This window comes from Helcobacillus sp. ACRRO (assembly GCF_022347125.1).
Taxonomy (GTDB): domain Bacteria; phylum Actinomycetota; class Actinomycetes; order Actinomycetales; family Dermabacteraceae; genus Helcobacillus; species Helcobacillus massiliensis.
The window spans coordinates 41,100-62,594 of sequence record NZ_JAKRNG010000004.1; the positions used below are offsets into that span (position 1 = coordinate 41,100).

General features: G+C 69.4%; 20 protein-coding genes. 7 read left to right on the forward strand and 13 right to left on the reverse strand.

Annotation, left to right across the window (positions count from 1 at the left end):
• Window positions 1-21: 21 nt before the first annotated feature.
• Genes sufC through MHY20_RS02325 form a run of 5 tightly spaced genes read right to left on the reverse strand, consistent with a single transcriptional unit; the run spans window position 22 to window position 4,523 of the window.
• Window positions 22-786 carry a Fe-S cluster assembly ATPase SufC gene (gene sufC, locus MHY20_RS02305; protein WP_183374248.1) on the reverse strand — a complete coding sequence of 255 codons (765 nt, stop codon included), beginning with the start codon at window positions 784-786 and terminating at the stop codon, window positions 22-24.
• 20 nt (window positions 787-806) lie between these two features.
• Window positions 807-1,142: a non-heme iron oxygenase ferredoxin subunit gene (locus MHY20_RS02310; protein ID WP_183374246.1), complete on the reverse strand. Its 336-nt coding sequence runs from the start codon at window positions 1,140-1,142 to the stop codon at window positions 807-809.
• Complete coding sequence (sufD, locus tag MHY20_RS02315) at window positions 1,142-2,329, reverse strand: Fe-S cluster assembly protein SufD (protein ID WP_183374244.1); 1,188 nt, start codon at window positions 2,327-2,329, stop codon at window positions 1,142-1,144. The genes MHY20_RS02310 and sufD overlap by 1 nt, the downstream gene beginning before the upstream one ends.
• Window positions 2,329-3,756 (reverse strand): Fe-S cluster assembly protein SufB, encoded by a 1,428-nt coding sequence (sufB, locus tag MHY20_RS02320; RefSeq protein ID WP_183374242.1) that lies wholly within the window; start codon window positions 3,754-3,756, stop codon window positions 2,329-2,331. Before sufB ends, sufD begins: the two co-directional genes overlap by 1 nt.
• Complete coding sequence (locus MHY20_RS02325; protein WP_239374340.1) at window positions 3,753-4,523, reverse strand: winged helix-turn-helix transcriptional regulator; 771 nt, start codon at window positions 4,521-4,523, stop codon at window positions 3,753-3,755. The genes sufB and MHY20_RS02325 overlap by 4 nt, the downstream gene beginning before the upstream one ends.
• Before the next feature lie 191 nt (window positions 4,524-4,714).
• On the opposite strand from MHY20_RS02325, the gene MHY20_RS02330 reads away from it, so the two are divergent.
• The 5 genes from MHY20_RS02330 (at window position 4,715) to map (ending at window position 9,338) form a co-directional block, all read left to right on the forward strand.
• Window positions 4,715-5,773 carry a glutathione S-transferase C-terminal domain-containing protein gene (locus MHY20_RS02330; RefSeq protein ID WP_239374343.1) on the forward strand — a complete coding sequence of 353 codons (1,059 nt, stop codon included), beginning with the start codon at window positions 4,715-4,717 and terminating at the stop codon, window positions 5,771-5,773.
• Between the two features lie 78 nt (window positions 5,774-5,851).
• A complete protein-coding gene (locus MHY20_RS02335) occupies window positions 5,852-6,733 on the forward strand; it encodes an ABC transporter ATP-binding protein (protein WP_239374346.1) in 882 nt (293 codons plus the stop codon).
• A complete protein-coding gene (locus MHY20_RS02340) occupies window positions 6,730-7,533 on the forward strand; it encodes an ABC transporter permease (protein WP_239374349.1) in 804 nt (267 codons plus the stop codon). The genes MHY20_RS02335 and MHY20_RS02340 overlap by 4 nt, the downstream gene beginning before the upstream one ends.
• A 37-nt stretch (window positions 7,534-7,570) precedes the next feature.
• A complete protein-coding gene (locus MHY20_RS02345; protein ID WP_239374352.1) occupies window positions 7,571-8,554 on the forward strand; it encodes a COX15/CtaA family protein in 984 nt (327 codons plus the stop codon).
• Window positions 8,526-9,338 (forward strand): type I methionyl aminopeptidase, encoded by an 813-nt coding sequence (gene map / locus MHY20_RS02350; RefSeq protein ID WP_239374354.1) that lies wholly within the window; start codon window positions 8,526-8,528, stop codon window positions 9,336-9,338. Before MHY20_RS02345 ends, map begins: the two co-directional genes overlap by 29 nt.
• Window positions 9,339-9,375: 37 nt before the next feature.
• Here map and MHY20_RS02355 read toward each other — a convergent pair whose 3' ends face one another.
• The 4 genes from MHY20_RS02355 to MHY20_RS02370 all read right to left on the reverse strand — a co-directional run bounded on the left by MHY20_RS02355 (window position 9,376) and on the right by MHY20_RS02370 (window position 17,713).
• Entirely contained in the window at window positions 9,376-11,259 is a 1,884-nt protein-coding gene (locus MHY20_RS02355; RefSeq protein ID WP_239374356.1) for a 1-deoxy-D-xylulose-5-phosphate synthase, read from the reverse strand.
• Window positions 11,260-11,445: 186 nt separating this feature from the next.
• Window positions 11,446-14,229 carry an aconitate hydratase AcnA gene (acnA, locus tag MHY20_RS02360; RefSeq protein ID WP_285261567.1) on the reverse strand — a complete coding sequence of 928 codons (2,784 nt, stop codon included), beginning with the start codon at window positions 14,227-14,229 and terminating at the stop codon, window positions 11,446-11,448.
• A gap of 68 nt (window positions 14,230-14,297) precedes the next feature.
• Complete coding sequence (locus MHY20_RS02365) at window positions 14,298-15,599, reverse strand: TRAM domain-containing protein (RefSeq protein WP_183374226.1); 1,302 nt, start codon at window positions 15,597-15,599, stop codon at window positions 14,298-14,300.
• Window positions 15,596-17,713: an APC family permease gene (locus MHY20_RS02370; RefSeq protein WP_239374360.1), complete on the reverse strand. Its 2,118-nt coding sequence runs from the start codon at window positions 17,711-17,713 to the stop codon at window positions 15,596-15,598. Before MHY20_RS02370 ends, MHY20_RS02365 begins: the two co-directional genes overlap by 4 nt.
• A 118-nt stretch (window positions 17,714-17,831) precedes the next feature.
• On the opposite strand from MHY20_RS02370, the gene MHY20_RS02375 reads away from it, so the two are divergent.
• Together MHY20_RS02375 and MHY20_RS11710 are read left to right on the forward strand one after the other, a co-directional pair.
• Entirely contained in the window at window positions 17,832-18,509 is a 678-nt protein-coding gene (locus tag MHY20_RS02375) for a TrkA family potassium uptake protein (RefSeq protein WP_239374362.1), read from the forward strand.
• Window positions 18,506-19,213 carry a TrkA family potassium uptake protein gene (locus tag MHY20_RS11710; protein ID WP_183374220.1) on the forward strand — a complete coding sequence of 236 codons (708 nt, stop codon included), beginning with the start codon at window positions 18,506-18,508 and terminating at the stop codon, window positions 19,211-19,213. Before MHY20_RS02375 ends, MHY20_RS11710 begins: the two co-directional genes overlap by 4 nt.
• Here the strand turns inward: MHY20_RS11710 and MHY20_RS02385 are convergent.
• From MHY20_RS02385 to dut, 4 genes are read right to left on the reverse strand one after another with little or no spacing between them, the layout of a single operon-like run.
• Complete coding sequence (locus tag MHY20_RS02385; protein WP_183374218.1) at window positions 19,201-19,899, reverse strand: DUF3159 domain-containing protein; 699 nt, start codon at window positions 19,897-19,899, stop codon at window positions 19,201-19,203. The genes MHY20_RS11710 and MHY20_RS02385 overlap by 13 nt on opposite strands.
• On the reverse strand, window positions 19,896-20,258 hold the full coding sequence (locus MHY20_RS02390; protein ID WP_239374364.1) for a hypothetical protein: 363 nt from the start codon (window positions 20,256-20,258) through the stop codon (window positions 19,896-19,898). Before MHY20_RS02390 ends, MHY20_RS02385 begins: the two co-directional genes overlap by 4 nt.
• Window positions 20,258-21,016, reverse strand: coding sequence for a DUF3710 domain-containing protein (locus MHY20_RS02395; protein ID WP_183374216.1), 759 nt, complete (start codon window positions 21,014-21,016; stop codon window positions 20,258-20,260). Before MHY20_RS02395 ends, MHY20_RS02390 begins: the two co-directional genes overlap by 1 nt.
• Entirely contained in the window at window positions 21,013-21,495 is a 483-nt protein-coding gene (dut, locus tag MHY20_RS02400) for a dUTP diphosphatase (protein ID WP_183374214.1), read from the reverse strand. The genes MHY20_RS02395 and dut overlap by 4 nt, the downstream gene beginning before the upstream one ends.

Sequence of the window (21,495 nt, forward strand, 5' to 3'; positions counted from 1 at the left end):
CTGCGCGGGTGCGCTCAGGTCTCAGGCGTTCGCTGCGGTGAGGAAGCGGTCGTAGCCCTCTTCCTCCAGGCGCGCAGCGAGCTCCGGGCCGCCCTGCTCAGCAACACGGCCGTTGACGAACACGTGCACGAAGTCCGGCTTCACGTAGCGCAGGATGCGGGTGTAGTGGGTGATGAGCATGACGCCCAGGCCCTCGTTCTCCTTCACGCGGTTGATGCCTTCGGAGACGACGCGCAGAGCGTCCACATCCAGGCCCGAGTCGGTCTCGTCCAGGATCGCCATCTTCGGCTTCAGCAGCTCCATCTGGAGGATCTCGTGGCGCTTCTTCTCGCCGCCGGAGAAGCCCTCGTTGACGTTGCGCTCGGCGAACTTCGGGTCCATGCGCAGCTGGTCCATGGCGCCCTTGACGTCCTTCACCCAGGTGCGCAGCTTCGGGGCCTCGCCGTCCACGGCGGTCTTCGCGGTGCGCAGGAAGTTCGAGACGGTCACGCCCGGCACCTCCACCGGGTACTGCATGGCGAGGAAGAGGCCCGCCTTGGCGCGCTCGTCCACGGACATCTCCAGCACGTCCTCACCGTCGAGCAGGACCTCGCCCTGGGTGATCTCGTACTTCGGGTGGCCGGCGACGGCGTAGGCGAGGGTGGACTTTCCGGAGCCGTTCGGGCCCATGATCGCGTGGGTCTCACCCGACTTGATGGTCAGGTTGACGCCCTTGAGGATCTCCTTGGTGTCGCCTTCGGGGGTCTCCACGGTTGCGTGGAGGTCCTTGATTTCAAGAACAGACATGATGTCCTTTCGAGTTTCAGTCAGCTGTGGGGGTCGGTCACCGCAACGCTGATCGCGCCGGTGGCCTCATCGATGGATACGGGATAGACGGCCACGGGTTCGGTGGCGGGCAGCTGGCGGGGACGACCGGTTCGCAGATCGAACTGGCTGCCGTGCTTCCAGCATTCGAGCGTGCCCTCGAACACGTCTCCGTCGGACAGGGCGACCTCCCCATGGCTGCAGCGGTCCTCCAGGGCGTGGAGGGTGCCGTCGGCGTCGCGCGCCAGGGCGACATCGACACCGGCGACGCTCACGCTGAGCACCTCTCCGGGGGCGATGTCCGCGATGTTCGCAGCCGCGTGGAAGGTCGGGGTCATCAGTTCATGCTCCGACGGAGCTCGTCCTCGATGGAGTCGGTGAGGTGCTCGCGGATCTCCGGAACGTCGATCTTCTGGATCAGCTCCTGGAAGAAGCCGCGGACCACCAGGCGGCGGGCCTCGATCTCGGGGATGCCGCGCGAGCGCAGGTAGAACAGCTGCTCGTCATCGAAGCGACCCGTGGCGGCGGCGTGGCCGGCGCCCTCGATCTCACCGGTCTCGATCTCCAGGTTCGGCACGGAGTCCGCGCGCGCCCCCTCGGTGAGGACCAGGTTGCGGTTCAGCTCGTAGGTGTCGGTGCCTTCGGCCTCCTTGCGGATCAGCACATCGCCGACCCACACGGACCGAGCGCCCTTGCCCTGCAGCGCCCCCTTGTAGGTGACGTCCGAGGTGCACTTCGGGGCGGCATGGTCCACGAACAGGCGGTGCTCGAGGTGCTGCTTGTCATCGGCGAAGTACAGGCCGATCTGCTCGATCTCCGAGCCCGGGGCGTTGAACTTCGACGTGGAGTTCACGCGCACGGCACGGCCGCCCAGGGAGACGACGATGTGCTTGAGCTTCGCATCGCGGCCCAGGTGCGCCACGTGGGTGGCGACATGGATGGCGTCGTCGTCCCAGTCCTGCAGGGAGATGACGGTCATCTCGGAGTTGTCGCCGACGACCATCTCCACGTTCTCACCGAACAGGGCGGTGCCGGTGTGGTTGAGGATGTAGGTGGCGCGAGCCGACTCCTCGGTTTCGAGCACGATCGCGGCGTGCGAGGCAGTGGAGCCGTCCTTGCCGGTAATCTCCACGCGCAGCGGCTGCTCCACCACGGTGTTCTTCGGCGCCTTCAGGTGGAGGGCGTTCGCGGTCAGCTCAGCGGCTGCGGCCGCGATGCGGTCCTCCGGGACGAGCAGGGTGTTGCGGGGCGCCTCGTCGGCCCCCAGGGAGCCGACGGTGATGCCCTCGACCTCGTCGACGTCGAAGGCGACGACGTCCTCGGACACGGTGGTCTCGGTGGCCTGGAGGAGCGGGTAGATCTCGCGCAGGGAGGCGAAGCGCCACTCCTCCTCGCGGCCGGTCGGGATCTCGTGGTTGTCCACGCCGAACGCGGCGTAGCGGTACGCGCGGGAATCCTCCGTGTGGGCACCGAGGGCGATGCCCTCGGACTCCAGCTCAGCCTTCGAGTGGTCTGTGACTGTCATCAGCCAACGCTTCCTTCCATCTGCAGTTCAATGAGTCGGTTGAGCTCGAGCGCGTACTCCATCGGGAGCTCACGCGCGATCGGCTCGATGAAGCCGCGCACGATCATCGCCATCGCCTCGGTCTCTTCAAGGCCGCGGCTCATCAGGTAGAAGAGCTGCTCCTCGCTGACCTTGGAGACGGTCGCCTCGTGGCCCATCTGGACATCGTCCACGCGCACATCCACGTACGGGTAGGTATCGGTGCGGGACTGGGTGTCCACCAGCAGGGCGTCGCACAGCACGGTGGAGGCCGAGTGCCGGGCATTGTTGTTCACCTGCACCAGGCCGCGGTACGAGGATCGGCCGCCGCCGCGGGAGACGGACTTCGAGACGATCGAGCTCGAGGTGTTCGGTGCCATGTGCACCATCTTCGAGCCGGTGTCCTGCTGCTGCCCCTCGCCGGCGAACGCGATCGAGAGGGTCTCGCCGCGGGCGTGCTCGCCCATCAGCCAGACAGCCGGGTACTTCATGGTGACCTTGGAGCCGATGTTGCCGTCGACCCACTCCATGGTGCCGCCCTCTTCCACCGTGGTGCGCTTGGTTACGAGGTTGTACACGTTGTTCGACCAGTTCTGGATCGTGGTGTAGCGGACGCGGGCGTCCTTCTTCACGACGATCTCCACCACGGCGGAGTGCAGCGAGTCCGACTTGTAGATCGGGGCGGTGCAGCCCTCGACGTAGTGGACGTAGGAGCCCTCGTCCGCGATGATCAGCGTGCGCTCGAACTGGCCCATGTTCTCCGTGTTGATGCGGAAGTAGGCCTGCAGCGGGATCTCCACGTGGACACCCGGCGGGACGTACACGAAGGAGCCGCCGGACCACACGGCGGTGTTCAGAGCGGCGAACTTGTTGTCGCCCGACGGGATAACGGTGCCGAAGTACTCCTCGAACAGCTCGGGGTACTCCCGCAGGCCGGTGTCGGTGTCCACGAAGATGACGCCCTGGGCCTCGAGGTCCTCGCGGATCTGGTGGTAGACGACCTCGGACTCGTACTGCGCGGCGACGCCGGCGACCAGGCGCTCCTTCTCCGCTTCGGGGATGCCGAGGCGGTCGTAGGTCTCCTTGATGTCCTCCGGCAGGTCCTCCCAGCTGGTGGCCTGCTTCTCGGTGGAGCGCACGAAGTACTTGATGTTGTCGAAGTCGATGCCGGAGAGGTCGGGGCCCCAGGTGGGCATCGGCTTCTTCTCGAACAGGCTGAGGGCGCGCAGGCGGCGCTTGAGCATCCACTCCGGCTCGTCCTTCAGCTCGGAGATGTTGCGGACAACATCCTCGGACAGACCGCGGCGGGCGTTCTGACCTGCTTCGTCAGAGTCCCTCCAGCCGTACTCATAGCTTCCGATGGACGAGATGATCTCGTCCTGGGTCAGCTGTTCAGGTGCACTCGTCATGGTGTCCTTCCTTCTGTGAACAATTCGTGGTCGGGCAGCTCGTCCCCACCACCCGGCATCGGAGTGACGTGGGTGGTGCAGACATGGGCGCCCGAAGCGCGGGTCGCCAGCCGTTGGACCGGCGCCCCCAGCATGCGGGCGAGTGCGGACGTCTCGACGTCGCACAGCTCAGGGTGCTCAGCTGCGATGTCCTGAATGGGGCAGCGCCCCTGGCACAGCTGAACGGTGCGCAGAGTCCGCCCACCTCCGGGAAGGCGCACTGCGACGGGACGCATGGAGGCGGCATAGCCGCGCTCCTGCAGCAGGTCGACGACGATCTCCAGACGGCGGGCCGTGGTGACCTCGGCCCCGTCGGCCTGCTCGGCCGTGAGGCGCCTGGCGAACTCGCGCTCCCAGCGATCAGTGCGGGCGCGGGCGAGGCGCACAACGGCCTCCGCTCCCCCAGCTGCTTCCAGCTCGCGCATGGCGGCGATGGCGATCTCGTCCGCCTCGGAGGAGGCGAGGTCGCGAGGCGTTGAGGAGGCGAGGACGAATTCGCGGCGGGGGCGCCCGCGACCGCGCTTGACGGTGGCCGGTTCGCGCTCCTCGATGACGCCGTCGGCCTCCAGCTGAGCGAGATGGCGGCGGATGGCGGCGCCAGTGAGGCCGAAGCGCTCGGCGAGGTCACCGGCTGCGATGGGGCCGTCCACGGAGATGGCTTCGACGAGGCGATCACGGGTGCTCTCAGGAGCACCGACTCCCGCGGGTGCGGGACTCTGATCGGTCATCGTTCACCTCTTTCCGCTGCTCGACGACATTGACACCGATTCTACAACCCGGCCGTTGCGAAAAGAAACGAAGGGGGACCTAAGTCATCGGCCGCTTGCCCACGATGCTTCACTATTCAACTATCGGTCGCTAGAGTGGACTCCAACCGCCGACGAGCATCCGTCGGCCCACCGCCGGAGAAGGAGGCACCATGACTCCCGACGACACCACCCAGCATTCCACCAAGGGCTCCTACGTGCATGAGGGCGAAGCCTTCGAGCGCGACATGACCTACATCCCCACTCGCATCACCCGCGACGGGCGCGACGGCTACGAGGTCGAAGCGCACCGCTACCGCCTCATCGCCGCCCGTGCCTGCCCGTGGGCCAACCGCACCCTCATCGTCCGACGCCTGCTCGGCCTCGAAGAGGCCATCTCGGTCGGCATGCCGGGGCCCACGCACGATGCCCGCTCCTGGACGTTCGACCTCGACGAAGGCGGCAAGGACCCGGTGCTCGGCATCGAACGCCTCCAGGAGGCGTACTTCCAGCGCTTCCCCGACTACGAGCGCGGCATCACCGTCCCCGCGATCGTCGACACCCGCGACGGCAAAGTCGTCACCAACGACTTCGACCAGATCACCCGCGACTTCTCCTCCGAATGGACCGAGTTCCACCGTGACGGTGCCCCGAACCTGTGGCCCGCCGAGCATGCCGAGGAGATGGAGGAGCTCAACCACTTCATCCTGCACCGCGTCAACAACGGCGTGTACAAGTGCGGCTTCGCCGGCACGCAGGAGGCCTACGAGGAGGCCTATGACGAGCTGTGGGACGCCCTCGACGTCCTCGATGAGCGCCTTTCGGCCCGCCGCTACCTGATGGGCCGCTCCATCACGGAGGCCGATGTGCGCCTGTTCGTCACGCTGGTGCGCTTCGACCCCGTCTACCACAGTCACTTCAAGGCGAACCGCCAGACCATCCGCTCGATGGAGAACCTCTCCGGCTACCTCGCCGACCTGTTCCAGACACCCGGTTTCGGCGACACCGTCGACTTCCAGCAGATCAAGGACCACTACTACATCGTCCAGGAAGACGTGAACCCCACCCAGATCGTGCCGAAGGGGCCGACTATGGAGTGGCTGCTGGAGCCGCACGGCCGCGACCGGTTCGAGACGAACACGTGGGGCGACGGCGGCACCGCACCGCTGCCCCCGCTGGAATCCGAGACGGTCGCCCAGGAGAACACGCCGCTGGAGATCACGCACCGCTGAGGTGTGCAGCACCGCGCAGCACCGATGACCACCCCGGTCACACCCAGCTCGACGGGGCGGGCCTACGATGGAGCAGCCATGACTGAACTGCCCCATCCAGCCCGCGCCTCCGACGGCCTGGTCATCGACTCCCTCACCAAGCGCTTCGGGTCCGTCACCGCCGTGGACGGCGTGAGTCTGACCGCCCGCCGCGGTGAGGTCACCGCCATCCTCGGCCCCAACGGCGCCGGCAAATCCACCACGATCGCCTGCGCCACCGGCCTGCTCGCTCCCGACTCCGGCACCATCCGCGCCCTCGGCGCCGACCCCCTGCGGACCACAGCGGATGGGCGCGCCCGCATCGGTGTGATGCTGCAGGACGGCGGCCTCAGCACCAGCGCGAAGCCCCGCCAGCTGCTCGCCTACGCCGCCCGCATGGTGCAGCAGCCCCGGGACGCTGACGCACTCGCCCGCCAGCTCGGAATCGACCAGTTCGCCTCCACCATCGTGCGGCGGCTCTCCGGCGGCCAGAAGCAGCGGCTGTCCCTCGCGCTCGCCCTGATCGCGCAACCCGACCTGCTGTTCCTGGACGAGCCCACCGCTGGGATGGACGCCGCCATCCGCCGCCGCACCCGTGACATCATCCGCGCCGAAGCGGACCGCGGCGCCGCGGTCATCCTCACCACCCACGCCATCGACGACGTCGAGGCCCTCGCCGACCACGTCGTGGTCATCGCCGGGGGCCGCATGCTCGCCTCCGGCTCCACCGCCGACGTGGTGTCCCAGCTGCAGGACTCCGCTCCGACCCGGACCACCCTCACCCTGGGCGGCGGCACCGATGAGGACCGTGCCGCGTTCACCGAGCAGATGCACCGCGCCGCCGTCGAGAAGGGCCTCACCCTGGAGGCCGCGCCGGCTTCCGACGCGCTGGAGGACATCCTGGTGCAGCTCACCAACGACGCTGAGGAGGTCCGCGCATGAGCACCGCCACCGCCCCGCAGACGCCGGCGGCCGCCCCGACGCCGCAGCGCGCCGCCAGCACCGGCCGCCGCATCCTCACCCACGCCTCCTTGGAGGCCCGCACCCTCCTCGGCAACGGCGAACAGCTCATGGTCGCGATCGTCCTGCCGGCCCTCGTCCTGCTCGGCCTGCACCTCATCCCCCTGCCCGACTCGATGTTCGACGGTCGTGCCCTCACCATGGGCGACAAGGTCGCCGCCACCGCCGTCACCGCGATCATCGCCACCTCGATGACCTCGCAGTCCATCGCCACCGGCTTCGACCGACGGGCAGGCGTGCTGCGCTGGATCGCCACCACTCCCCTGGGCCGCTCCGGCTACATGGCCGGCAAGCTCCTCGCGCTCGGTCTCATCCATCTGCTGCAGGTCGCCGCCCTCGGCGCCCTCGCCCTCGCGCTCGGCTGGCACCCGTCGGCCGCCCAGGTCCTCACCGCGGTGCTCCCATGGCTGCTCGGCACCGCCGCGTTCGGCGCCCTCGGGCTCCTCATCGCCGGGACGCTGCGCGCGGAAGGAGTGCTGGCGCTGGCGAACCTCGCGTTCATCGCCCTGGTCGCCGGTGGCGGGGTCGCCCTTCCGGTCGAATCGTTCCCCTCATGGGCGCAGCCGCTCGTGCAGCTGCTGCCCTCCGGCGCGCTGATGGCGCTGGTCCGCGCCGCCCTCAACGGTGCTGCGCTGCCCTGGCTTTCCGCGCTCATCCTCGCCGGCTGGACCGTGCTGTTCACGGTCCTCACGGTGAGGTTCTTCAAATGGACCAGTGCGTGAGACGTTCGTCCCGATGGCCCCTTCCTACAATGACCGCATGAGCTCCACCCCGCACCAGGGCCTGATCGGCCTCACCCCGAAGCAGTCGCTCTTGCTGCGCATCGCCTTCTGGGGCAACATGATCTCCCAGATGGGCATCATCGTCACCGGCGCCGTGGTCCGCCTGACCGGGTCCGGCCTCGGCTGCTCCACCTGGCCGAACTGCGAACCGGGCCAGTTCACGCCCCGCTACCACCCTGAGATGGGCATCCGGCCGTTCATCGAGTTCGGCAACCGCACCCTCACCGGAGTGCTGGTGGTGTTTGCCGTCGCGGTCCTGGTCCTCACCTATCTGTGGCTCAAGCACAAGGGGGCCGGCTTCCGCGTCCTCGCGTGGGTGCCGCTCATCCTCACCCTCGTACAGGCGCTGCTCGGCATGGGCGTGGTGGTGCTGCACCTCGACCCGAAATGGGTGAGCCTGCACTTCCTGGTCTCCCCCATCCTGGTGTTCGTCTCCGGCCTGCTGCTGTACCGCCTGTACGACGGCAATGACACCGGCCGTCCCGCCGTGGCCCGCCCAGTGCGGCTGCTGTTCTGGCCGATGGCAGCGGCCGGGTTCCTCGTGCTCATCCTCGGCACCATCGTCACCGGCTCCGGCCCCCACTCCGGTGACGCGAACACGATGGTTCGCTTCATGGTGGATCCGCGCACCATCTCCTGGCTGCACGCGGACGTCGTCATGCTGTTCGCAGGGCTCCTTGTGGGCCTGCTGGTCGCGCTCGTCGCCTCCGGGGCGCACCGCCCCGCCCGCCGCGCCGCCCTCGCACTCGTCGTGGTGACCGCCCTGCAGGCCGTCATCGGCTACACCCAGTACCTGCTGGGGCTGCCGGAGCTGCTCGTGGCGCTGCACATGACCGGCGCCGCCCTGTTCGCCGGCGGCATCTCCTGGGTGGGCTCCAGCCTGTACACGTGGCGGGAGAAGACCGCAGTCGACCATGAGGAGGCCGGCGCCCATGCTGCGACGCCGACGCCCGCGCACTAACCGCCCCAGCCCCGAGCAGCTGCGGCCCGCCGGCGAGTTCGTCGCTGGTGTGCTCTCCCACCTGCGCACGGTCGTGGAGCCCGGCATGAACCTGCTGGAGATCGACGCCGAAGCGCACCGCCTGATCCGCGAAGCCGGCGCCGCCTCCTGCTACCTCGACTACCACCCCAGCTTCGGCGGCTCCCCGTTCGGGCACGTCATCTGCACCTCCGTCAACGAGGCGGTGCTGCACGGCCGCCCCTACGACCGCGTCCTGGCCGACGGGGACCTGCTGTCCCTCGACTTCGCCGTCGAACTCGACGGCTGGGTCGCCGACTCCTGCCTGTCCATCAGCGTGGGTGAGCAGTCCGACGCGCACCGCCGCCTCATCCAGGACACCGAGGACGTCATGTGGGCGGGGATCGACGCCGCCGTCGCCGGCGCTCGCGTGGGCGACATCGGGCACGCGGTCGAGTCACGGGCGCACGCACTCGGCTACAGCATCAATACCCGCTTCGGTGGGCACGGCGTGGGTCGCACCATGCATGAGGAGCCGTTCATCCCGAACTGGGGTCAGCCCGGGACGGGTCAGCGCCTGGAGGCGGGAATGGCTATCACCGTGGAGCCGTTCCTGTCCCCCACCACGGCGTCCCTGTTCATCACCGAGCGGGACGGCTGGACGGTCGAGACCGATGACGGCTCCACCGGCGCCCACGCGGAGCACACGCTGATCGTGACCGACGGTGCTCCGATCATCCTGACCGGCCGCGCCGACGACCCGTCGCCGCGCTCCAGCATCGCCTGAACCGCACCCGTTCAGCAGAGCGGCGCGGGCCCGCTGGTCAGCGCAGGCGCGCCGCAGCCTCCGCAATCGCCTCCGCGTCCAGGCCCTCACGGCTGAGGATCGCGTCGCGCTTCGCGTGATCGATGAACGCCTGGTCCACACCGAGCACGGCGCTCGGCACCTGCACGCCGCGGTCCGCGAGGGCGAACCGCAGCGCCGCCCCGATGCCGCGCTCCCGCACGCCGTCCTCGATCGTCACCACGGCCGACGCACGCGCACACAGGTCCAGGAGGGGTCCCGCGAGCGGCAGGGCGATGACGGGGTCGATGACCAGCACCTCTGCGCCGGTCGCGGCGAGCGTCTTCGCCGCCGCCACGGCGCGGCCAGCGAGCGACCCGATCGTGATGATCAGCGTCGGCGCCTCAGCATCGAGCGCCTCGCCCGTCGCGCACGCCAGCGCGGCGTCGGAGGACGCGAACAGGACATCTCCGGCGGGCACCGAGGCCGCCGCGGCCACATCGGGGCCGACTGAGCCCTTCGGGAACCGGATCAGGCCGGGACCCGTCGGCGCCTCATCACCACCGAGGCGGCGGCGCAGGGCGTCCTCCAGCCGCTGCCCGTCGCGCGGCGCGCACACCTCCAGGCCCGGCACCTGCGCAGCGAGCGCAAGGTCCCAGATGCCGTGATGGCTGGCGCCGTCATCACCGGTGACACCGGCGCGATCCAGGGTGATCGTCACCGGCTCGCTGTGCAGGCCGATGTCCATCAGCAGCTGGTCGATCGCGCGGGTGAGGAACGTGGAGTACAGCGCCACCAGGGGCCGCTGGCCGGCGTTCGCGAGGCCGGCGGCGATGTCCAGGGTCACCTGCTCGGCGATGCCGGTGTCGAGGACCCGTGCGGGGTGGGCCTGCTGCATCGGGGTGAGGCCGACGGGGTCGATCATGGCGGCGCTCAGCGCCACCATGTCGTCGCGCTGGTCAGCGATGCCGAGCACGGTCGCGGCGAAGCGGTCGGTCCAGGTGGCGCCGGGGCCGGTCGGCACCGGGTCGGGGGTCGACTGGGCGGTGGTGATGTCGAACGGGCCGTGGGCGTGCCACAGGTCCACCTCGTGCAGTTCGGCGGCGAGAAGGCCGCGGCCCTTCGCTGTGACGGCGTGGACGAGCGGAACCGCGCCCTGGCCGGCGGCGTCCCGCGCCTGCGTCAGGGCGGCTTCGAGGGCGTGGACGTCGTGCCCGTCGACAGGACCGATGTAGCGGTAGCCGAGCACCTCGAACGGGTTCGCGGCAGCAGTGCCGCTGCGCAGCTCACTGAGGCAGCGAGCCAGACCGCCGATGGTGGGGGCGTAGCTGCGGGTGTTGTCGTTGAGGACGAACACGGTGCGTGCGTGGGGATGATCGACCGCGAGGTTCAGTGCTTCCAGCCCCACACCGCCGGTGAGGGCGCCGTCGCCGATCACCGCGACGGAGGTGCGGGAGCGGGACCCGTCGGACAGCGCAGCCGCGTCGGCGGAGAACGCCATGCCGAGACCCAGCGCCCACGCGAGCGAGCCGGAGGCGTGGGAGTTCTCCACGAGGTCGTGCTCGGACTCCGATCGGCTCGGATAGCCGGAGATGCCGCCTTCGGTGCGCAGCCCCGCGAGGTCGGGGCGGCCGGTCAGCATTTTGTGGACGTACGCCTGGTGGCCGGTGTCGAACACGATCGGGTCGCGCGGGGAGTCGAACACGCGGTGCAGGGCCACGGTGAGTTCGAGGACGCCGAGGTTCGGGCCCACGTGGCCGCCGCTGGCGGCGACGATGTCGAGCAGGCTGCGCCGCAGGTGCGGCAGCAGAGCATCGACCTCGGCGGCGCTCAGGGCGCGCAGGGTTGCCGGGTCGGCGGGGATGGACGGGGCGGCCGCGGGGGTGGCGGCGTGCTCAACGATCTCCGTCTGCGTTCTGCTCATACCGCGAGACTACGCTCCCCATCTGCGGTTTCCGAGCGCATCTGCACATACGTGCAGAAATTCACCAGATGATCACAAGTGTGAGAACGGCGTGTGCACACGCCGCGCCGCCCTTCACAGGGCAGCGGCCCCGCTCCCCCATCGATGGAGGGGAACGGGGCCGCTGCGCGGGTCAGGCCGGAGCCATCACTTCGCCGCGAGCTGGCGCAGCACGTACGGCAGGATGCCGCCGTTGCGGAAGTAGGACGCCTCGCCCGGGGTGTCAATGCGGACCACCGCGTCGAACTCGACCGTCTCGCCGCCCTCGCGCTCGGCCGTGACGTGCACGGTCGACGGGATCGGTCCGTCGTTCAGCGCCTCGATGCCGGTGAAGGAGAAGGTCTCCTCGCCGGTCAGGCCGAGCGAGTCCGGGGTCTGCCCCTCCGGGAACTGCAGCGGCAGCACGCCCATGCCGATGAGGTTCGAGCGGTGGATGCGCTCGTAGGACTCCGCGATGACGACCTGCACGCCGAGCAGCTTGGTGCCCTTCGCAGCCCAGTCGCGGGAGGAGCCGGTGCCGTACTCCTTGCCGGCGATGACCACCAGCGGGATGTCCTTGGCGGCGTAGTCCTGCGCAGCGTCGTAGATGAAGGACTGCTCCCCGGTGAGGAAGTTCTTCGTGTAGCCGCCCTCCACATCGTCCAGAAGCTGGTTGCGCAGGCGGATGTTCGCGAACGTGCCGCGGATCATCACCTCGTGGTTGCCGCGGCGGGACCCGTAGGAGTTGAAGTCCTTGCGGTCAACGCCGTGCTCCTTCAGGTACACGCCGGCGGGCGAATCCGCCTTGATGGAGCCGGCGGGCGAGATGTGGTCGGTGGTGGTCGAATCGCCGACCTTCACCAGGACGCGAGCACCGGAGATGTCGGTGAGCTGCTCCGGCTGAGCACCCATGCCCTCGAAGTACGGAGGCTTGCGCACGTAGGTGGAGTCCTCGTCCCAGGCGAAGGTGTCGCCCTCCGGAGTCTCCAAGGAGCGCCAGCGCTCATCGCCCTGGAACACGTCGGCGTAGTCGTTCTGGTACATCTCGCGGGTGATGGACTCGCCGATGACCTTCTCCACCTCGGCGGGGTTCGGCCAGATGTCCTTGAGGAACACGTCGTTGCCGTCCTTGTCCTGGCCCAGCGGATCAACATCGAAGTCGAAGTCCATGGTGCCGGCGAGTGCGTAGGCGATCACGAGCGGCGGGGACGCGAGGTAGTTCATCTTCACGTCCGGGTTGATGCGGCCCTCGAAGTTGCGGTTGCCGGACAGCACGGAGGTGACGGCGAGGTCGCCTTCGGCGATGGCCTCGCTGATCTCCGGGGCGAGCGGGCCCGAGTTGCCGATGCAGGTGGTGCAGCCGTAGCCCACCAGGTGGAAGCCCAGCTGTTCGAGGTACGGCCAGAGGCCCGCCTTCTCGTAATAGCCGGTGACCACCTGAGAGCCGGGAGCCATGGACGTCTTGACCCACGGCTTCACCTCCAGGCCCTTCTCAGCGGCGTTCTTCGCCAGGATGCCCGCGGCCATCATCACCGACGGGTTCGAGGTGTTGGTGCAGGAGGTGATCGACGCGATCGACACGATGCCGTGGTCGATCTCGAAGTCGTGGCCCTTCACCGGGGTCGGGTTGGAGGCGCGGCCGGCGACCTTCTCGCGGGCCGGCTTGTCCTCCTCGTGACCCTCGTTCGCGGGGTCGGAGGCGGGGAAGGAGCCGTCGCCCTCGTCCACGGCGACGGTGTCGTCACCGGCAGCGGCGTCACGGGCGTAGGCGGGCAGCACCTCGCGGAAGCCCTTCTTCGCCTCGGACAGCACGATGCGGTCCTGCGGGCGCTTCGGGCCGGCGATGGACGGCACCACGGTGGACAGGTCCAGCTCGAGGTACTCGGAGTACTCGACCTCGTTCGCGGGGTCGTGCCACAGTCCCTGGGCCTTCGCGTACTTCTCCACCAGCTCCACCTGCTCCTCGGAGCGGCCGGTGAGGCGGAGGTAGTCGGTGGTGACGGAGTCGATCGGGAAGATGGCGCAGGTGGAGCCGAACTCGGGGCTCATGTTGCCGATGGTGGCGCGGTTGGCGAGCGGCACCTGGCCCACGCCCTCGCCGTAGAACTCCACGAACTTGCCGACCACACCGTGCTTGCGGAGCATCTCGGTGATGGTGAGGACGACGTCGGTCGCGGTGGCGGCCGGCGGGATCTCGCCGGTGAGCTTGAAGCCGACCACGCGCGGGATCAGCATGGACACGGGCTGGCCGAGCATCGCCGCCTCCGCCTCGATGCCGCCCACGCCCCAGCCGAGCACGCCCAGGCCGTTGACCATCGTGGTGTGGGAGTCGGTGCCGACGCAGGAGTCCGGGTAGGCGCGCAGGACGCCGTCGACCTCGCGGGTCATGACGGTGCGGGCGAGGTACTCGATGTTGACCTGGTGGACGATGCCGGTGCCCGGGGGCACGACCTTGAAGTCCTGGAAGGCGTTCTGGCCCCAGCGGAGGAACTGGTAGCGCTCACGGTTGCGGCCGTACTCGAGCTCCATGTTCTTCTCGAGGGCGTCGAGGCGGCCGGCCACGTCGATCATGACGGAGTGGTCGATGACCATTTCGGCCGGTGCGAGGGGGTTGATCTTGGAGGCGTCGCCGCCGAGGTCCTCCATGGCCTCGCGCATGGTGGCGAGGTCCACCACGCAGGGCACGCCGGTGAAGTCCTGCATGATAACGCGGGCGGGGGTGAACTGGATCTCGGTGGACGGGTCCGCCTTCGGGTCCCATTCGGCGAGGGCGCGGACGTGGTCAGCGGTGATGTCAGCGCCGTCCTCGGTGCGCAGAAGATTCTCCAGCAGGATCTTCAGCGAGTACGGGAGGCGGCTGGCGCCCTCCACCTTGCCGAGGTCGTAGATCTCGTAGTCGGTGTCGCCGACCTTGAGCGAGGTCTTGGCGTCGAAGGAATTGACGGTGCTCACGGGCATCTCCTCACAGATATCTTGATCTCAAGATAAATCTATCACGAGGCTCCGCCGTGTGCGAAGCCTCACCCGGCCGTCGCCGGTTCCAGCGTCACCACAGATTCGAGGTGGTGAGTGTGCGGGAACAGATCGAAGGCGCGGAAGTCGATGATGCGCCAGCCCGCCTGTTCGGCGGCGCGCAGATCACGGGCGAGGGTGGAGGGCTCGCAGGACACGTACACGGCCCGCTGCCTCGTCAGCTCCAGCAGGCGGCGGATCGTCTTCTCCCCGACACCGGCGCGCGGCGGGTCCATGATGATCCGATCGGCGCCCGTGTCGGCGCGGGCCGCGAAATCGGTGACATCCGCGGCGACGACCGACGCCTGGGGGAAGGCGGACAGATTGCCTTCGGCGTCACGGCTCGCGCGCGCCGATCCCTCCACGGACACGAGGGAGCCGCTCTCCCCCACGGCGCGGGCCGCACCGACGCTGAGCAGACCGGCGCCGCCGTACAGGTCCCAGACCGTCTCCCCCTCCTGGGCGCCGAGCATGCGGGAGACCACGGTGGTCAGAACCCGCGGGGCGGAGCGGTGGATCTGCCAGAAGCCGCCGCCGTACAGCTCGAACTCGTCCTCGCCGACCCGTTCACGAACCCGCTCACTGCCGCGCAGCACGTCGCTGCCGCGGCGCGTCACCACGGCGACGTCCACATCGTCCAGGCGCCTCGGCAGCGCCAGGTCCTCCAGGGTGAGCGGCTGGTGCGACCGGATCACGAGAAGGGGTCCGGAGGCCGACGGGGCCACCGCGTCGATCGCACCGACGCACTCCGGCACGGTGATGTCCGACAGGTGCATCTGGGCGATCGGCTCCGCGGCGAGCGGGTTGTCCCCCACGCCGTGGACCGTGTGGGACCGCCAGCCGCGCATGCCGATGCGGCCGCCGTCGGCGGAGAACCGGACTCGGCTGCGCCAACCGAGTCCGTCGAAGTCTCCGGGGGCCGGCTCCACGGAGACATCGGCGATGTCGATCGTGCTCAGACGCGCGTGCGTGAGCAGCTCCTGCAGGATGTCGGTCTTGATGCGGCGCTGTGCGTTCAGGGCGATGTGGGCGAAGTCGGCACCGCCGAGTCCGCCGGTGCCGGCTTCGGGCCAGATCGACTCCACGCGGTCCGGGGACGGGTCGATGACCTCGATGACTTCGGCGCGCCAGAAGCGGGCGCTGTCGCGGTCGTCCTCCGGAAGAACACGGGCGGCGACGGTCTCCCCGGGTGCGGCGCCGCGGACGAAGACCACGCGGCCCTCATGCCGGGCCACGAAGGTGCCCCCGTTCGCCGCTTTCGACGTGGTGACCGTGATGATGCGTCCCTCGGTCGCACTGGCGTCCGTCATGGTCTGCGCCCTCTCCTGGTTCGGGCGCGCTGAAGATGGTCGCGGAAGAACCTCGACCGCTCGCGCGCTGATGTGAGCTGCCACGGCACGGTTGCGATGACCACGCGGGGCAGCATCGTCAGCTGGTGCTTGAGACGGTTCATCGCGTGGTTGTGCAGCAGTGCCTCCCACCAGTGTCCCACGAGGTACTCCGGAATGTAGACGACCACAACATCATCCGGGTGTCGCCTGGTAAGGGATGAGACGTACGCGAGGATCGGACCGGAGAATTCGCGGTACGGCGAGTACACGATCCGCAGGGACATCGGGATGTCGAGGTCGCGCCACCGGTCGATGAGCTGACGAGTGCGGGCCTCGTCGTTCTTCACCGTCAGCGCCTCCACCTCCATGTGGCGGGATGCGGCGGCGACGTCGAGGGCCCGAATCGCGGGCCGGTTCAGCGCTGTCACCAGCACCACCGCACGGGAGGAGAGGGCGCGGCGCTGCCAGCTGAAGCCGGAGTCGGAGTCCTGGTCGGCACTGGAGGAGGTGCGCTCCCCGGCGGAGTCGCCGGCGGCGTCCTGGATGCCGACGGGGGCCGCCGCGTCCGAGTCAGCGGCCGTCTGCGGCAGCTCCAGCTGCGAGCGGACGTCCTCGTAGTGGTGGGAGATGCCGGTCATCAGCAGCAGAAGGACCGCCATCAGCAGCAGCGCCACCCAGGCGCCCTCGGCGAACTTCGTGATCACGACGACCGCGAGCACGGTCGCCACGATGACGAAACCGATCTGGTTGATCAGGCGGCCGAGGCGCAGCCGCTGCCGGCGGGCGGACTGCGCCTCGACCCGCAGGCGCGCATTGAAGTGACGGACCATGCCCGCCTGCCCGAACGCGAAGGACACGAACACGCCCACGATGTACATCTGGATCAGCAGCGTCACTTCGGCACCGGTCGCCCACACGAGCACCCCGGAGGCCGCGGCCAGCGCGATGATGCCGTTGGAGTAGGCGAGGCGGTCGCCGCGGACGGCGAACTGCCGCGGCAGGTACCGGGAGCGGGCGAGGATGCTGGTGAGGATCGGGAAGCCGTTGAACGCCGTGTTCGCCGCCATGCACAGCACCAGCACGGTGGCGAGGATGACGAGGGCGAACAGCACTCCGGTGCCGCCGAAGACAGCCTGTGCGATCTGTCCGATCACGGGCACCTGGTGGTACGCCTCCCCCACCGGCTCACCGCTGCGGGCGAGCTGCTCGGCCGGGTTCTCCACGTACTTCACGCCGGTGGCGCCCGCAAGCCAGATCACGCCCATGATGAGGACGGAGGCGGCGATGCCCACCATGACGAGCACGATGCTGGCGTTGTGCGACTTGGGCGGCTGCAGGGACGGCACGCCGTTGGACACGGCTTCCACGCCGGTGAGGGCGGCGCAGCCGGACGTGAAGGCGCGAAGGATGAGGAACACGCCGCCGAGCGCGGTCAGCCCCTCCTCGACCGGGTCGGTGACCACGAGGTCGAGCCCGGCGCTGGGAGCCTGTCCGAGGGTGCCGGTGATGGTCCCGTAGGCGCCGGCGATCATGAGGACGCCGAGCGCGGCCATGAACAGGTAGACGGGGACGGCGAGGACCACGTTGGAGTCGCGGACGCCGCGCAGGTTGACCACGGCGATCACCGCGATCACCGCCAGGGAGATCGGCACTTCGTAGCCGTGCAGGAATGAGGTGGTGGAGGCCGCGTAGGTGGACGCCTGCGCCACGGACACCGCGACGGTGAGCACATAGTCCACGAGGAGCGCAGCGCCGACGACGCGGCCGGCGCGGGGTCCGAGGTTCTTCTGGGCGACTTCGAAGTCGCCGCCGCCCGACGGATACTCATGGATGATCGTGCGGTGGGTGATGATCACCACGGCCATCAGCGCGACGACCGCAAGCCCGACCCACGGGCTCAGCGCATAGGTGGTGACGCCGCCGACGGCGAGGGTCAGCAGGATCTCGTCGGGCGCGTACGCGACGGCGCTGAGGGCGTCAGCGGCGAAGGTGGGCAGGGCGAGCCTTTTGGGCAGACGCTCGCGCGACAGCCGGTCTGAGGAGAACGGCCGCCCCACCACGAGGCGCTTGAGCGATCCGGAAATCCCTGGCACGGGTCAAACTCTAGCGCGCTGGCCACGGGATCTGCGACTAGGCTGGTCGGGGTCGGCGGCGGCGTCCACGAGGACAGCCCCGCCGACAGCCGAGCACCCCACTCTTCAGGAGGCCACCGTGCACTTCGTCGTCATGGGCTGCGGACGCGTGGGCGCCGCACTGGCCCAGCAGCTGTCCTCGATGGGGCACTCCGTGGCGATCATCGATAAGGACGAGAAGGCGTTCCGCCGGCTCCGCGACGACTTCGAGGGCACCACCGTCACCGGCCTCGGCTTCGACCGCCGCGTCCTCGCTGAGGCGGGCACGGATCGAGCGGCGGGATTCGCCGCCGTCTCCAGCGGCGACAACTCCAACATCATCTCCGCACGCTCTGCCCGTCAGCTGTACGGCGTGCGCACCGTCGTGGCGCGCATCTACGACCCGCGCCGCGCCGAAGTGTATGAGCGCCTCGGCGTTGCGACCGTCCCGACGGTCCGCTGGACGACCCGGCAGATGATGGACCGTCTCCTGCCGGGCTCCTCGCAGCTGGAGTTCCAGGATGTGACCGGGTCCGTCACCATGGTCACCTCCGGGTTCGACGCCTCGTGGGTCGGCACCCCGATCACGGAGCTGGAGGGGATGCTCACGGTCCGCGTCGGTTTCGTGACGCGGCTCGGTGAGGGCATGCTGCCGCAGGCGGGGATGCGCGTGCAGGACGGGGACCTGCTGCACCTGCTGATCGAGACGGAGCGCCTGCACGCGGTGGAGTCGATGCTGACCCACACGAAGAACATCGACGAAGAGGACAAGCTGTGAAGATCGTGATCGTGGGAGCTGGCAGCGTGGGCCGCTCGATCGCCCGCGAGGTCGCTGACGAGAACCGCACCGTCGTGTTCATCGACCAGGACGAGCCCCAGGCGGACCTCACCGACGGCGTGTGGGTGCAGGGCGACGCCGCCGAGCTCGACACCCTCGCTCAGGCCGGTGTGTCCGACGCCGACGTGGTGGTCGCCGCCACCGGCGATGACAAGGTCAACCTCGTGGTGTCGCTGCTGTCGAAGACGGAGTTCGGGGTGCCGCGGACCGTCGCCCGCGTCAACCATCCCCGCAACGAATGGATGTTCGACGACATGTGGGGCGTGGACGTCGCAGTGTCCACCCCGCGCCTGATGACGGCGATGGTGGAGGAGGCGGTGAGCGTCGGCCGCATCGTCACCCTCTTCTCGTTCGCGAAGACCGCCACGAACATGGTCGGGGTGACGGTGCCGGAGACCTCCCCGCTGGTGGGCCGCACGGTTGCGTCGATCAGCTGGCCGGCGGGCGCGGTGCTGGTCGGCATCATCCGCGGCGGCCGCCCGATGGCGCCGCAGCCGCGCGACGGCCTGGAGTCCCGCGACCAGCTGCTGTTCCTCTCCGAGGGCGGCGCCTCCACGGATGACCTGCAGTCCCTCGTTGTGCCGGAGGCGCTGGAGCACGTCACCGCGACGCTGCCGGTGGTGCCGGAGGATCAGGTCGACTGATCGGTGGGCGGCTGCTCCGCGCGGCCGAGCCGCTGCAGCAGCGCCCGGTGCATCAGGTAGATGAAGAACACCACGAGCGCGAACGCAGGCAGCCCCATCACGAGCTTCGCCGCCCCGAGCGCCTCGACCTGATCGGTGAGGTACAGCGGCGCCTGCACCGCCACCTTCGCGGCGAACAGGCCCGCCAGCACCAGTGTGGCGCGGCGGTACACGGAGCGGGCCGACGGATGCTCGCGCCAGTCGGCGATGCGCTGATCCATCATCCCGGCGAGGACGCCGACGAGGGGCCACCCGGCGAGCACTGACGCCACGAGAACCGTGCAGCTGACGGCGTTGGTGATGATGCCGATGAGGAAGAAGTCGGAGCCGTCACCGGAGCGGACGGCGAGGACGGCGCTGGCGGCGACCGCGACCACGCCGCCGAGGACAGTGGAGACGGACTGGCGCTGCACGAGGCGCGCCAGCAGCAGCACGATCACGGCCGTGACGGCGGCCACCGCGGGTACGGTGACGTCGCGCGTGATGACGTACAGCACCACGAAGATGAGGGTGGGCAGCACGGACTCCAGGATGCCGCGCGGCCCGCCGATGGCGTCGGAGACGGAGAAGTCGTCCTGGGTGAAGGCAGCGCGCATGCCCTTCTCACTGCCGCGCTCGCTGACGGGCCGGTCGTTGTCGGGGGTCATGTTTCGAGCTCCTCATCGTCCGCGCCCAGGATGCTGTAGCGCGGGTTGTACATCACGGGCAGGCCGCCGCGCACGGCGGCGAATCCGCTGACCTCCAGGCGCACTCCGGGTGCGATGCCGGTGATCTTCTCGCGGCCCAGCCAGAAGACGGTGATGACGCCGGTGCCGTCGAACAGCTCCACCTCCACGGCGGGGGTGGCGTGCGCGGGCCGCACCACGAGGGAGGAGATCACGCCGCGCAGGCGGACTTTGTCGCGCCCGTGGATGGAGGCGATGCGCTGGTGGCGGGAGGGGGCGTCCGCGGGCCCCGTCGGCTGCTGGGCCGACGGGTTCAGGAGCCGCTCGAGCCACCTGAGCACTAGCGGGTCTCCGCGATCGCCGGCCCGGGCTGGATGTGGGCGACGTCCGCGTAGGGATTGCGCTCCGTGGTGTCGGTGGTGGCGCCGGGCATCGACAGTTCGATGACTTCGGTGGGCGCCATCGGTCCGCTGCCGCGGACCACCACGGTGGAGCGGATGATCCGTTCGACGTCTTCGCGGATCTCATCATCGCGCAGCGCCTGACCGGAGACGACGGCGCGCAGCATCCACCGCGGGCCGTCCACGCCGATGAACCGCATGGGGCGGTAGGTGCGGGCCTGGGAGTTCTCCGACGACACGGGGATGCGGGCGTGCAGTTCGGTGCCGAACTCGCCCTGACGGGTCTCCGTGGTGGCGTCCTGGGCGGTCAGCGAGGCGCGCAGACGACCGCGGACGTCCTCCCAGAGGCCACCGCGGCGGGGCGCAGCGAATGCCTGCAGCTGGATCAGAGTGTCTCGGTAGACGAGGTTGAGGCCGGTGAGGCGACGGGTCTCGCGTTCGGCGTCCACGGAGATCTGCAGGCCGTCGATCGGCAGGACCTGCAGGCCGCCGAAGTCGATGCGGGCCTGGCCCTCGGGGGCGTCGGCGATGTCGAACGGACCCGCCGGCATCGGCTCGGTCGCGGGCGCGTCGGTCGCCGTCTCCTCAGCGGCCGCAGCGGGGTCGGGGGCCCCGTCGGCCTGCGCGGGCTGCACGAAGGCGTCACTGGCCTCAGCAGCGGTCTCGTCCTTCTTCCTGCGGGAGAAGAGTCGCTTCACTTGGTGTCCTCGCTTCCTTGCGCGCCGAAGCCGCCGGATGATCCGAAGCCGCCGACGCCGCGGCCGGCGGACTCGCCGAGCGCGTCCACCCGCTGGATCTCCGGGATGATGATGGGGGTGACCAGCAGCTGGGCGATGCGGTCGCCGCGCTGGATCTCGAACGCCTCGCGCGGATCGGTGTTGACCAGGGCGACCTTGAGGGGGCCGCGGTAGCCGGCGTCGATGATGCCGGGGCCGTTCAGCACGGTGATGCCGTGCTTCGCCGCCATCCCGCTGCGGGGGCACACCAGGCCGACCGTGCCGGTGGGCAGGGCGATCCTCAGGCCCGTGTCCACGAGGGCGCGGTCGCCGGGCTCCAGGCGGACCGCGTCAGCGGCGCGCAGGTCGAGGCCCGCGTCGTCGGCGTGGGCGCGGCTGGGCATGAGCGCGGGATCGCTCGCGGCGATCTGCAGACTGGCTCGGTCATCGGGTGGACACAT